This window comes from Pseudomonas sp. AM14(2022) (assembly GCF_036346455.1).
Taxonomy (GTDB): Bacteria; Pseudomonadota; Gammaproteobacteria; order Pseudomonadales; family Pseudomonadaceae; genus Aquipseudomonas; species Aquipseudomonas putida_A.
In genome coordinates, this window is sequence record NZ_JAOTNY010000004.1 from 315445 (window position 1) to 327390 (window position 11946).

An 11946-nucleotide genomic window follows, 5' to 3' on the forward strand; every position below is an offset into this window, starting at 1 on the left:
CAGATTCAATGCGTCAAATCGCTGACCCTCAACGCCCGTATGCGCTCGCGGGGCTAAAGCGAGCGCCGCCCGGACAGGTCAGACGGATTCAGACGAGCCATCCTGGCTCGCTTCAAATAACGCCATGGCCTCGACATGTGCCGTCTGAGGAAACATATCGAGAATCCCGGCACGTTTTAACCGGTAGCCCTGCTTGATCAATTCGACCGTATCGCGCGCCAGAGTTGCAGGGTTGCACGATACATACACCAACCGTTTGGCACCCAGGGTCGCGAGCTTGCGCACCACCTCGAAAGCACCGTCACGCGGTGGGTCCAAGAGTACCGCAGAAAAGCCGTTTCCGATCCACTGAACATCGGTCAAAGGCTGGGATAAATCGGCTTGAAAAAACTTTGTGTTATGCAAATTGTTGCTGGCAGCGTTGGCGGCAGCGCGGTCGACCATGGTCTGCACGCCTTCGACCGCCACCACTTCGCGCACGCTTTTGGCCAGTGGCAAGGCGAAGTTGCCCAGACCGCAGAACAGGTCCAGCACGCGTTCATCGGGGCGCGGTTTCAGCCAATCCAGCGCCTGCGCGACCATCGCCTCGTTGACCCCGGCGTTGACCTGAATGAAATCTCCCGGGCGCCAGGCCAGATCCAGATCCCACTGCTCCAGGCGATAGCCCAGCGCCTGCGTGGCATCCACCGGTTGCGGCTCGCCCTCACCATGCAGCCACAGTTGCGCCTGATGGAACTGGCAAAAATCCTTGAGGATCGTCAGGTCGGCTTCCGACAGCGGCGCCATGTGTCGCAACAATACCGCCAGCGATGAACCACTGAACAACTCGACATGCCCCAGCGCCTGCGGTTTGCTCAAACGACGGAGCATCTCCGGCAAGCGGGTCATGATCGGTTGCAAGGGCTGTACCAGCACCGGGCATTCGTTGATGGCGACAATGTCCTGGCTGCCGGCAGCGCGGAAACCGACTTCAAGCTGCTTGGCTTTCATGTCCCAGCGCACGGCGATCCGCGCGCGGCGGCGATAGCCGAATTCCGGGCCAGTCAACGGCGCAGCCCATTCGTCAGGCGCGACCCCGGCGACCTTCGACAGCTGCTCGGCGAGCATGCGCTGTTTCAGGGCAAGCTGCTCGGCGTGGGGCAAGTGTTGCACGCTGCACCCGCCGCAGCGGCCGGCATGCTGACAGGCTGCCGGGCGACGCAACTCGCTGGCCTTGAACACGCGCTCGGTGCGCGCCTCGACCACTTTGCCGTGCGCGCCAAGTACCCGCGCCTCGACCTCTTCACCGGCAAGGGCGCCGAGGACGAACCAGGTTTTGCCTTCGAAAAACGCGATGCCGCGACCGTCATTGGCCAGGCGCTCGATGTTCAAGCGCTGTTTTTTGCCGGTCGGAATTTGCGCGGCCTTGCTGCCGCCGGTGGGCTGGAAGCGCAGGCCTCTCTCGTGCTTGGCCATCAGTTGGGCGCGTCGAAAATGCCGGTCGACAGATAACGGTCGCCACGGTCGCAGATGATCGCGACGATCACCGCGTTTTCAACTTCTTTGGACAGGCGCAGCATCGCTGCCACCGCACCACCCGAGGACACGCCACAGAAGATGCCTTCTTCGCGAGCCAGACGCCGGGTGACGTCCTCGGCTTCGCTTTGCGCCATGTCGACAATGCGGTCGACGCGGTCGGCCTGATAGATCTTCGGCAGGTATTCCTGCGGCCAGCGACGGATACCGGGAATGGCCGAGCCTTCCATCGGTTGCAGCCCGATGATCTGCACGCTGTCGCTCTGCTCTTTCAAGTAGCGCGAGACACCCATGATGGTGCCGGTGGTGCCCATCGAACTGACGAAATGGGTGATGGAGCCCTGGGTCTGACGCCAGATTTCCGGGCCGGTGGTGGTGTAGTGCGCCTCCGGATTATCGCCGTTGGCGAACTGATCAAGCACTTTGCCACGGCCTTCGGCTTCCATCCGCTGGGCGAGATCGCGAGCGCCTTCCATGCCCGCTTCCTGACTGACCAGAATCAGCTCGGCACCGTAAGCGGTCATCGCCGCCTTGCGCTCGGCGCTGGAGTTGTCAGGCATGATCAGGATCATCTTGTAACCCTTGATCGCGGCGGCCATGGCCAGCGCAATCCCGGTGTTGCCCGAGGTCGCTTCGATCAGCGTGTCGCCGGCGTGGATCTGCCCGCGCAGTTCGGCACGGGTGATCATCGACAGCGCCGGACGATCCTTGACCGAACCCGCCGGGTTGTTCCCTTCGAGCTTGAGCAACAGGGTGTTGCTGGTGGCACCGGGCAGGCGCTGCAAACGCACCAGCGGAGTGTTGCCGACGCAATCGGCGATGGTTGGGTACTGCAGGGTCATGGCGTATTCGCAATCCAGACGTGCGGGGGCGCCTATCATACCGGCAAACGTTCGCAGGCCATATCACGCAAAGTGCGGTGCTTATGGTTTCTGGGAATAAGCAGATGAATGTCGCACCGGTGGTGCGACTTTTGAGTTCAGCGGTGAATCGAAGGGCCCCTTCGCGAGCAAGCCCGCTCCCACAGGAGGGTGGCGGTGTTGGTTATACAATCTGCGGACGACACACATCCAAAGTGGGAGCGGGCTTGCTCGCGAAGGCGTCAGCCGTCACGCCGCCGTCATCGGCAATCAGCCGAAAATTCAAGCGCAACCCCGCCCCACCATTCTCCGCCCACAACATCCCACCCTGCCTTTGCACTGCATTCCTCGCAATGCTCAACCCCAGTCCAAACCCGCCATCCCCCGGACGCGAGCCGTCGAGGCGGGTGAAGGGCAAGAAGATCCGTTGCAGATCGCCCTCGGCCACACCGCCGCCCTGATCCTCCAGCCACAAATGCCAGTAATCGCCGTCACGCCGTCCATCGAGGCGCACGATGCCGCCCTCGGGCGAATGACGGATGGCGTTGCGCAGAATGTTCTCCAGCGCCTGCGCCAAAGTATTGAGGTTGCCGCGCACCCAGCACGACGCCGGCACCGCGCACTGCAATTGCAGGCTCGGCCAGCCACTTTCATAACAGGCATTGTCGGTGAGCATTTCCCACAAGGCCTGAATCTGGATCGCCTCGTCCGGCAGCGGCGCACGCTCGGTGTCGAGCCACGCCAGTTGCAGAGTGTCTTCGACCAGTCGTTGCATGCCGTCGACTTCACGGCTGATGCGCTCGCGCAGTTGCCGTAGATCCTGTTCGCTTTCACTGGCCACCCGCAGCCGGCTCAGCGGCGTGCGCAGTTCATGGGACAGGTCGCGCAGCAATTGCTGTTGCAAGGCGACGGTGGATTGCAGGCGTTCGGACATCGAATCGAAGGCCCGCGCCAGTTCACCGAGTTCGTCCGGGCGCTGGGTAATGCCGCTCGACAGACGCACATTCAATTGGTCGGCACGCCACGCATTGGCCTGCTTGCGTAGATTGTTCAGCGGCACCACCAGCAAGCGATACAGACCGACACACAGCAGCAAGGTGAACAGCCCCGGAATCACGCCATTGGTGATCACCCGCCAGAACACCCGGTATTTCCCCGGCAGGAAGCGCTCGGGCAACTCGATTACCAGACTGCCGGCGGACGGATTCTGCGGAAACGGTACGCGCAGCCACGGCCGGCCCTTTTTGTGGATCGGCCAATCGAGGCCGCGTAAAAAGGTCAGGTGCTGGATTTCCTGTTCATTCAGCGGCTCGCTGCTCAACGACTGCAGATTGCGGTCGATCACCCCGACCCAGGCGGCTTCGCGCAGCTCCATGCTCTGCAACCAGTTATCGACCCCGTCACGCTCACCGCGCTGCCACGCGCGCTCGGCTTCGCCGGCATAGCGGCTGAGAGTGCCGCGCGCCTCGTCGGAGAGATACTGGTTGCGCTCTTCCATGTAGCGGCCCCAGGACCAGCTCAGCCAGATCATCAACAGACAGAACGCTACCAGCAGACACGCCAGTTTCCAGAACAGCGAATGCCGCCCCGGCAGGTCAGAGATTTTCATCGGTGGCACTCAGCACATAACCCTTGCCCCACACCGTGCGCACTTCCCGTTCGGCGTAACCGATGGCCTTGAGTTTGCGGCGGATCTGGCTGATGTGCATGTCGAGGCTGCGGTCGTGGGCCGCATAGCCGCGTTGCAGCACATGCTGATAAAGGAAGGCCTTGCTCAGCACTTCTTCGTCGTTGCGATTGAGGGTTTCCAGCAGACGGTATTCGCTGCGAGTCAGACCGGCAGCATGCTGGTTATAGAAGACTTCGCACTGTTCGTCGTCGAAGCGCAGCGCGCCGTGGATCGCAGCCGGGGCAATCGCTGCCGGACGTCGATCCAGCGCCACCCGGCGCAGGATCGCTTCGATCCGCACATGCAACTCGGCGATGCTGAACGGCTTGGGCAGGTAATCATCAGCCCCCAGACGAAAACCACTGATGCGATCGGCCTCGGCGCCCAGCGCCGACATCAGCAGCACCGGCGTCGAATGGCTCTGGCGTAACTGCGTCAGCACCTTCAAGCCATCGAGCCCCGGCAGCAGAATGTCCATCAGCACCACGTCGAACGGCTGGTGACGCGCAATGTTCAGCCCTTCCTGACCGTTCTGGCACCAGGTCACCGCAAAGCCGCTGCGGCCCAGATGCTCGTGAACATAGGCGCCCAGCACCGGGTCGTCCTCAATGGCGAGAATGCGTGGCAGGTCGGTGGAAACAGGAGTCATGAGTATCTGCTAATAATTCTCAGTTGGCCGATTATTCAAGATTGCCCGCCATCGGGCAACCCAAGCTTGACCGGCCGGACAAACGCGCCAGGCCGCGCCGACCAATGGCGACATGATTTTTCCGAAGATTGCCCGCCTGCAAATCGCTACACTGCGCCAATGTCGCGTGCCGGACGCACGTGCGAGTCAACAGTTCAGCGGGATGCAGGAGATGGGTGTGCTCAAGAAACTGGGAATCAAAGGTCGCGTGTTGTTGCTGACCCTGTTGCCCACCAGCCTGATGGCGTTGGTGCTCGGTGGCTATTTCACCTGGATGCAACAGTCCGATTTGCAGACCCAATTGATGCAGCGCGGTGAAATGATCGCCGAACAACTGGCGCCGCTGGTGGCGCCCGCCATGGGCCACGGCAACACCGATCTGCTCGAACGCATCGCCACCCAGTCCCTCGAACAACCTGACGTGCGCGCCGTCACCTTCCTCGCCCCCGACCGCACACCGCTGGCGCACGCCGGCCCGACCATGCTCAATCAGGCGCCCAGCGGTGACAGTGCACAACTGCAACGGCGCAGCGGCAATGACGCTACCCGTTACCTGATGCCGGTGTTCGGCAAGCATCGCAACCTCGCTGGTGATCTGATCCCCGAAGAATCCGACCGTCTGCTCGGCTGGGTCGAACTGGAGCTGTCGCACAACGGCATGCTGCTGCGCGGTTATCGCAGCCTGTTTGCCAGCCTGCTGCTGATTGCCGCCGGTCTGGCGGGCGCGGCCCTGCTCGCGTTGCGCATGGGCCGCACCATCAACCGCCCGCTGAGCCAGATCAAACAGGCGGTTGCCCAGCTCAAGGACGGTCATCTGGAAACCCGCCTGCCACCGCTCGGCAGTCAGGAACTGGACGAGCTCGCCTCGGGCATCAACCGCATGGCCGGCACCCTGCAGAACGCTCGCGAAGAACTGCAGCACAGCGTCGATCAGGCCACCGAAGACGTGCGGCAGAATCTGGAAACCATCGAAATCCAGAACATCGAACTGGACCTGGCGCGCAAAGAAGCACTGGAGGCGAGCCGGATCAAATCCGAGTTCCTCGCCAACATGAGCCACGAGATCCGCACGCCGCTCAACGGCATTCTCGGTTTCACGCATCTGTTGCAGAAAAGCGAACTGACGCCGCGCCAGCTCGACTATCTGGGCACCATCGAAAAGTCCGCTGACAGCCTGCTGGGGATCATCAACGAGATTCTCGATTTCTCGAAGATCGAGGCCGGCAAACTGGTGCTCGACCATATCCCGTTCAACCTGCGCGATCTGCTGCAGGACACCCTGACCATCCTGGCCCCGGCCGCCCACGCCAAGCAATTGGAGCTGGTGAGTCTGGTTTATCGCGACACGCCGCTGTCGCTGGTCGGCGACCCGCTGCGCCTCAAGCAGATCCTCACCAACCTGGTCAGCAACGCGATCAAATTCACCCGCGAAGGCACCATCGTCGCCCGCGCCATGCTTGAAGAAGAACACGAAGACAGCGTGCAGTTGCGCATCAGCATTCAGGACACCGGCATCGGCCTGTCGAGTCAGGACGTGCGCGCGTTGTTCCAGGCATTCAGTCAGGCCGACAACTCGCTGTCGCGCCAACCCGGCGGTACCGGTCTGGGTCTGGTGATCTCCAAGCGTCTGATCGAACAGATGGGTGGCGAAATCGGCGTCGACAGCACCCCGGGCGAAGGCTCGGAATTCTGGATCAGCCTGAGCCTGCCGAAAACCCGCGACGACAGCGAAGACCTGCCGGGCCCGCCACTGCTCGGGCGTCGCGTGGCGGTGCTGGAAAATCACGAACTGGCACGTCAGGCGCTGCAGCATCAACTGGAAGACTGCGGCCTCGACGTCACGCCGTTCAATACGCTGGAGAGCCTGACCAACGGCGTCACTGGCGCGCACCAGACCGATCAGGCGATCGATCTTGCGGTGCTCGGCATCACCAGCAACGACATGCTCCCGGAGCGCCTGAACCAGCACATCTGGGATCTCGAACACCTCGGTTGCAAAGTGCTGGTGCTGTGCCCGACCACCGAACAGACGCTGTTCCATCTCTCGGTGCCCAACCCGCACAGCCAGCTGCAAGCCAAACCAGCCTGCACGCGCAAACTGCGTCGGGCGCTGGCGGATCTGGCCAATCCACGCCAGCCGCGCAACGAGCCGGGCGAACCGCTGTCGAGTCGTGCACCGAAAGTGCTGTGCGTCGACGACAACCCGGCCAACCTGTTGCTGGTGCAGACTCTGCTCGAAGACATGGGCGCCAAGGTTCTGGCCGTGGAAAGCGGCTACGCAGCAGTCAAAGCGGTGCAGAGCGAATCCTTCGATCTGGTGCTGATGGACGTGCAGATGCCGGGCATGGACGGACGCCAGACTACCGAAACCATCCGCCAGTGGGAAAGCGAACGGCATAGCACACCGCTGCCGATCGTCGCCCTCACCGCCCACGCCATGGCCAACGAGAAACGCGCCCTGCTGCAAAGCGGCATGGATGACTACCTGACCAAACCGATCAGCGAACGGCAACTGGCGCAAGTGGTGCTGAAATGGACCGGTCTGGCCTTGCGCAATCAGGGATCTGAGCGGGCCAGCGACAGCGCGGCGGGCAGCAGCGAACTGCCAGTGCTCGACCACGAGGAAGGCCTGCGTCTGGCCGCCGGTAAGGCGGATCTCGCCGCCGACATGCTGGCCATGCTGCTCGCCTCGCTGGAAGCCGACCGCGAAGCCATTCGTGCCGCCAGTGAAGCCCGGGATCAGAACGCACTGATCGAGCGCGTGCATCGCCTGCACGGTGCGACCCGATATTGTGGCGTGCCGCAGTTACGCGCGGCCTGTCAGCGCAGTGAAACCCTGCTTAAACAGGGCGATCCGAAAGCAGTGGTGGCGCTGGAAGAACTGGAGCGGGCGATCAATCGACTCGCGACGCAAGCCAGGATCAGCGCCTGATCCACGGCAATGCCGGCAGCGGCATCCGCCGTTAAAGTGGTGGCCGTCAACGCTGACTCGCCACCCCGTTCCAGGAGGAATTCATGCGCACGCTCGTTTTCAGCAGCCAGACCTATGACCGCGACAGCTTCCTCGGCGCTGAATGCCCGGCCGGGATAGAACTGCACTTTCAGCCGGCCCGGCTCAGTCTCGACACCGCCGCCCTGGCCGAGCAGCACGAGGTGGTCTGCGCCTTCATCAATGACGATCTCAGTGCGCCGGTGCTGGAGCGCCTCGCCGCCGGTGGCACACGGCTGATCGCCCTGCGCTCGGCGGGCTACAACCATGTCGATCTGCTCGCGGCAAAACGCCTCGGACTGGCCGTGGTGCGGGTCCCGGCCTACTCGCCGCATGCGGTGGCCGAACACGCGGTGGCGCTGATTCTGGCGCTCAACCGGCGTCTGCACCGCGCCTACAACCGCACCCGCGAAGGTGATTTCACGCTGCACGGCCTGACGGGTTTCGATCTGGTGGGCAAGACCGTGGGGATTGTCGGCACCGGGCAGATCGGCGCGACGCTCGCGAAAATCATGCACGGTTTCGGTTGCCAATTGCTGGCCTACGACCCGTACCCAAACCCTGAGGTCGTGGCGCTGGGCGCACGTTACCTGAGCCTGCCGGAGCTGCTCGCGCAGTCGCGGATCATCAGCCTGCACTGCCCGCTCAACGCCCAGAGCAAACACTTGATCAACCGCGAGTCACTGGCACACCTGCAACCGGGGGCGATGTTGATCAACACCGGACGCGGCGGCCTGGTCGACACGCCGGCGCTGATCGACGCCTTGAAGGACGGCCAACTGGGCTATCTGGGACTGGATGTGTATGAAGAAGAGGCGCAGCTGTTTTTCGAGGATCGCAGCGACTTGCCGTTGCAGGACGACGTATTGGCGCGGCTGCTGACCTTCCCGAACGTGATCATCACCGCGCATCAGGCGTTTCTGACCCATGAAGCGCTGGGCGCGATTGCCGCGACCACCCTGCACAACATCGCGACCTGGGCTGCAGGCGCGCCGCAGAACCAGGTCGAAGGTTGAAGGCTTGCCGGTTTACTTCGGCGACAGCGACGAGGCCAGGATCAGCAACGCCAGCCAGCCAAAACCGAAAAAGCGCTGCTTCATCGAATGACCCTTACGCAGCAGGAACCAGACAAAGACCATCGGCAGCAGGAACACCATGATCTTTAACCAGCCTTCCACCGGCCGCGAACCGTCGGCGTTGGGCTGAAGTTGAGGTGCGGGCTCGGGTTGCCGACGACGGCGGCCGAGCGCGGCCGGTGTGACTTTCGGCGCAGGCTCCGGGGCTGGCGCCGGGACGAAGGCTTCAGGCACGGATTTGTTGCGCGGCAGGCTGCCAAATGAAATCGTCGCGGCGGCGGCTTGCGCCGGTGTGTGCTCGTGCTGCTGCGCCATCGGAGCACCACAATGAATGCACGCCTTTGCTTCCGAGCTGATGCTCCGCTTGCATTCATAACATTCGATCAGCGCCATGTTCCGTTCCCTCAGAGTGAAGGGCGGCAGTTTGCCATGAGCGCCGGACGATTTGAACCGGATCGAAGGTCGCACGTGTACGCCATCCTGCAATCCAGCCCGTGCTAGCATGTCGCGCAGATTTGGAGGACCCATGGTCGAACACGATTTCCGCTACACCCTGATGAACCCGCAACACACCCTCATCGAATGCCGCGCCCTCGTACCGGGCCGCTATCAGGTCACCGGCAACGGTGGCTCGATCCGCAACGGTGACGTCCTGTTGGTCACCCTCAAAGGCAGCAAGGACTTGTCCATGCGCCTGACCGTCGACACCGTGCGCCACCTGATCAATCCGCCGGGCCAATGGACCGCGATGACCACCGGCCCGGTCTTCGGCGAACTGGCGATCCACACCTGGCAGGTCAACTGCGACAGCTGCGCCAAAGAGCTGAACTTCGAGTTCGCGGTGGACGCCAAGCTGGGCAAGACCGCCGAGAAACCGGCCGCCACGGCGCGCATCGCCGAGCTGGGCTGGAAAGCCGTCGGCGACAAGCACCTGTGCCCGAAATGCCAGGAGCCTGCGTGATGAAACGCCTTGCCCTGCCGCTGCTGGTCGGTGCCGCTCTGGTGGGCTGCGCCGCAGAGCCTGTGCAATTGCAGCAGAACCGCAGCTACATTCTGGAGTGGATCGGCGAGCGGCCATTGATGGATTACAGCCATCTGACCGTGACCCTCGGTGACGATGGTCGCGCGTACGGCAATGGCGGCTGCAACCACTGGTTCGCGCCGTACACCCTCGACGGCGACAAGCTGAGCTTCGGCCCGATCGGCAAGACCCGCAAACTCTGCGCCCCGGCGCTGATGGAGCAGGAACAACGCTTCCTGCAGGCGCTGCAAGGCGTTGAGCGCTGGGACATCTCGCCGATCGAGCAGATGCGCTTCTGGCCGGCCGAAGGCAAGCCGTTGCGTTGGTGGCTGGAAGAGGGCTGATCGTTCAGCCGCAAAAAAGATCGCAGCCTGCGGCAGCTCCTACAGGTGTACACATGACCTTGTAGGAGCTGCCGCAGGCTGCGATCTTTTTTCTGAACGCCAGTTACTGTGGCGAGGGAGCTTGCTCCCGCTCGGCTGCGCAGCAGTCGCACAACCGTTAACCGCGCGTTGCCGGAGACACCGAGTCAGCAGGGTTTGGGGCCGCTTCGCGCCCCAGCGGGAGCAAGCTCCCTCGCCACAAAAGCCCATTCAGCTCACTTTGTCGCCTGCAATGCCTCAAGCTTGGCCATCACCCCCGCCGCCGTCTGCTCGCCCATCAACTGCTCACGCACCTTGCCCTTGTTGTCGATGATGTAGGTCACCGGCAAGGCCTCACTGCGCGGCAGGTCGAACAGGTCGGCCGGATCCTGCGCCAGCACGGTGAACTTGATGCCCAGCTTCTCGCTGGCAGATTTCAGGTCTTCACCCTGAACGTTGTCGAAGTTGACCCCGAACACCCCAACATTCTTGCTCTTGAGTTCGTCCGCCAAATGATTGAGTTCAGGAATTTCCGTGCGGCACGGGCCACACCATTCGGCCCAGTAATTGATGACTACCCATTGCTTGTCCAGACGCTCGGACGCAACCTTCTGACCATTCTGGTCAATGCCGTAGTCATTGCCGCAGCCCCCCAGCATCAACGCCCCGATTATCGTCAATGCCGCTGCCAGTCGCCGTGTCATGTCATGTTCCCTGGTCAAAAATTGAAGGCGCCTGCGACCCATCGCCTCTGAAGGTTCTGGATTGCGCGCTGCACAGTTAGAATAGCCGCCACTTTACGCCAGAAGCGACCCGCCATGACCGATCTGACGCTTTATCACAATCCGCGCTGCTCGAAATCCCGCGGCGCGCTGGAACTTCTTGAGGCCCGTGGCCTGACCCCGAACGTAGTGCGTTACCTGGAAACGCCGCTGGACGCCGCGCAGATCAAGGCCTTGCTCGGCAAGCTGAACATCAGCGCGCGACAACTGCTGCGCACTGGAGAAGATGAATACAAAATGCTTCAGCTGGCCGACACGAGCCTCAGCGAAGCGCAACTGATCGCCGCCATCGCCGAACACCCGAAACTGATGGAACGGCCGATTCTCGAAGTCGGCGACAAAGCGATAATCGGCCGTCCACCGGAGCAGATCCTGGAGCTGCTGCCGTGAGCGCGCCGTACATTCTGGTTCTGTATTACAGCCGCAACGGTTCGACCAATGAAATGGCCCGGCAGATTGCCCGCGGCGTCGAACAGGCTGGCCTTGAAGCGCGCCTGCGTACCGTACCGGCGATTTCCAGCGAGTGTGAGGCGGTCGCCCCGGACATCCCGGAAGACGGTGCGCTCTACGCCACCCTCGATGACCTGAAGAACTGCGCCGGCCTCGCCCTTGGCAGCCCGACGCGCTTCGGCAACATGGCCGCGCCGCTGAAGTACTTCCTCGACGGCACCAGCAACCTGTGGCTGACCGGCGCACTGGTCGGCAAACCGGCCGGCGTGTTCACCTCCACTGCCAGCCTGCACGGCGGTCAGGAAACCACCCTGCTGTCGATGATGCTGCCGCTGTTGCACCACGGCATGCTGATCACCGGCCTGCCGTACAGCGAGTCGGCGCTGCTGGAAACCCAGGGCGGCGGCACGCCGTATGGCGCCAGTCATCACGCCGGCGCCGATGGCAAGAAAGGTCTCGATCAGCACGAGATGGCACTGTGTCGCGCACTCGGCGCACGCCTGGCCAAGACCGCGCAAAAACTGGAGGGCTGAG

The 11946-nt window shown here is 62.6% G+C and carries 12 protein-coding genes; 6 read left to right on the forward strand and 6 right to left on the reverse strand.

Annotation, left to right across the window (positions count from 1 at the left end; all coding sequences use genetic code 11):
- Nucleotides 1-78 precede the first annotated feature (78 nt).
- From rlmD to V3W27_RS10945, 4 genes are all read right to left on the reverse strand, one after another.
- On the reverse strand, nucleotides 79-1455 hold the full coding sequence (rlmD, locus tag V3W27_RS10930; RefSeq protein WP_330206574.1) for a 23S rRNA (uracil(1939)-C(5))-methyltransferase RlmD: 1377 nt from the start codon (nucleotides 1453-1455) through the stop codon (nucleotides 79-81).
- A complete protein-coding gene (gene cysM, locus V3W27_RS10935; protein WP_330206666.1) occupies nucleotides 1455-2357 on the reverse strand; it encodes a cysteine synthase CysM in 903 nt (300 codons plus the stop codon). The genes rlmD and cysM overlap by 1 nt, the downstream gene beginning before the upstream one ends.
- A 202-nt stretch (nucleotides 2358-2559) precedes the next feature.
- Nucleotides 2560-3984: a sensor histidine kinase gene (locus V3W27_RS10940; RefSeq protein ID WP_330206575.1), complete on the reverse strand. Its 1425-nt coding sequence runs from the start codon at nucleotides 3982-3984 to the stop codon at nucleotides 2560-2562.
- Nucleotides 3971-4693, reverse strand: a complete 723-nt coding sequence (locus V3W27_RS10945) for a response regulator transcription factor (protein WP_247269693.1) — start codon at nucleotides 4691-4693, stop codon at nucleotides 3971-3973. The genes V3W27_RS10940 and V3W27_RS10945 overlap by 14 nt, the downstream gene beginning before the upstream one ends.
- Before the next feature lie 217 nt (nucleotides 4694-4910).
- Here V3W27_RS10945 and V3W27_RS10950 point away from each other — a divergent pair, with 217 nt between their 5' ends.
- Together V3W27_RS10950 and V3W27_RS10955 are read left to right on the forward strand one after the other, a co-directional pair.
- Nucleotides 4911-7664, forward strand: a complete 2754-nt coding sequence (locus V3W27_RS10950; protein ID WP_330206667.1) for a response regulator — start codon at nucleotides 4911-4913, stop codon at nucleotides 7662-7664.
- A gap of 83 nt (nucleotides 7665-7747) precedes the next feature.
- Nucleotides 7748-8737 carry a 2-hydroxyacid dehydrogenase gene (locus V3W27_RS10955; protein ID WP_330206576.1) on the forward strand — a complete coding sequence of 330 codons (990 nt, stop codon included), beginning with the start codon at nucleotides 7748-7750 and terminating at the stop codon, nucleotides 8735-8737.
- 12 nt (nucleotides 8738-8749) lie between these two features.
- On the opposite strand, the gene V3W27_RS10960 is transcribed toward V3W27_RS10955, so the two are convergent.
- Nucleotides 8750-9190, reverse strand: coding sequence for a hypothetical protein (locus V3W27_RS10960; RefSeq protein ID WP_330206577.1), 441 nt, complete (start codon nucleotides 9188-9190; stop codon nucleotides 8750-8752).
- A gap of 133 nt (nucleotides 9191-9323) precedes the next feature.
- Between V3W27_RS10960 and V3W27_RS10965 the strand changes: the two genes are divergently transcribed.
- Complete coding sequence (locus V3W27_RS10965; protein WP_330206578.1) at nucleotides 9324-9758, forward strand: hypothetical protein; 435 nt, start codon at nucleotides 9324-9326, stop codon at nucleotides 9756-9758.
- Entirely contained in the window at nucleotides 9758-10162 is a 405-nt protein-coding gene (locus tag V3W27_RS10970) for an META domain-containing protein (protein WP_007968709.1), read from the forward strand. Before V3W27_RS10965 ends, V3W27_RS10970 begins: the two co-directional genes overlap by 1 nt.
- Before the next feature lie 254 nt (nucleotides 10163-10416).
- Here the strand turns inward: V3W27_RS10970 and V3W27_RS10975 are convergent, their stop codons facing one another.
- Nucleotides 10417-10884: a TlpA disulfide reductase family protein gene (locus V3W27_RS10975; RefSeq protein ID WP_027612297.1), complete on the reverse strand. Its 468-nt coding sequence runs from the start codon at nucleotides 10882-10884 to the stop codon at nucleotides 10417-10419.
- Nucleotides 10885-10998: 114 nt separating this feature from the next.
- Between V3W27_RS10975 and arsC the strand changes: the two genes are divergently transcribed.
- Complete coding sequence (gene arsC / locus V3W27_RS10980; protein WP_247269681.1) at nucleotides 10999-11352, forward strand: arsenate reductase (glutaredoxin); 354 nt, start codon at nucleotides 10999-11001, stop codon at nucleotides 11350-11352.
- On the forward strand, nucleotides 11349-11945 hold the full coding sequence (gene wrbA, locus V3W27_RS10985) for an NAD(P)H:quinone oxidoreductase (protein ID WP_115989123.1): 597 nt from the start codon (nucleotides 11349-11351) through the stop codon (nucleotides 11943-11945). Before arsC ends, wrbA begins: the two co-directional genes overlap by 4 nt.
- Nucleotide 11946 lies beyond the last annotated feature (1 nt).

What these genes read in the sequence shown, in the direction of transcription:
- rlmD (WP_330206574.1), bottom strand. Translation starts at nt 1,455, where the DNA reads ATGGCCAAGCACGAGAGAGGCCTGCGCTTCCAGCCCACCGGCGGCAGC.
- V3W27_RS10975 (WP_027612297.1), bottom strand. Translation starts at nt 10,884, where the DNA reads ATGACACGGCGACTGGCAGCGGCATTGACGATAATCGGGGCGTTGATG.
- V3W27_RS10955 (WP_330206576.1), top strand. Translation starts at nt 7,748, where the DNA reads ATGCGCACGCTCGTTTTCAGCAGCCAGACCTATGACCGCGACAGCTTC.
- V3W27_RS10945 (WP_247269693.1), bottom strand. Translation starts at nt 4,693, where the DNA reads ATGACTCCTGTTTCCACCGACCTGCCACGCATTCTCGCCATTGAGGAC.
- arsC (WP_247269681.1), top strand. Translation starts at nt 10,999, where the DNA reads ATGACCGATCTGACGCTTTATCACAATCCGCGCTGCTCGAAATCCCGC.
- V3W27_RS10940 (WP_330206575.1), bottom strand. Translation starts at nt 3,984, where the DNA reads ATGAAAATCTCTGACCTGCCGGGGCGGCATTCGCTGTTCTGGAAACTG.
- V3W27_RS10960 (WP_330206577.1), bottom strand. Translation starts at nt 9,190, where the DNA reads ATGGCGCTGATCGAATGTTATGAATGCAAGCGGAGCATCAGCTCGGAA.
- V3W27_RS10965 (WP_330206578.1), top strand. Translation starts at nt 9,324, where the DNA reads ATGGTCGAACACGATTTCCGCTACACCCTGATGAACCCGCAACACACC.
- cysM (WP_330206666.1), bottom strand. Translation starts at nt 2,357, where the DNA reads ATGACCCTGCAGTACCCAACCATCGCCGATTGCGTCGGCAACACTCCG.
- V3W27_RS10970 (WP_007968709.1), top strand. Translation starts at nt 9,758, where the DNA reads ATGAAACGCCTTGCCCTGCCGCTGCTGGTCGGTGCCGCTCTGGTGGGC.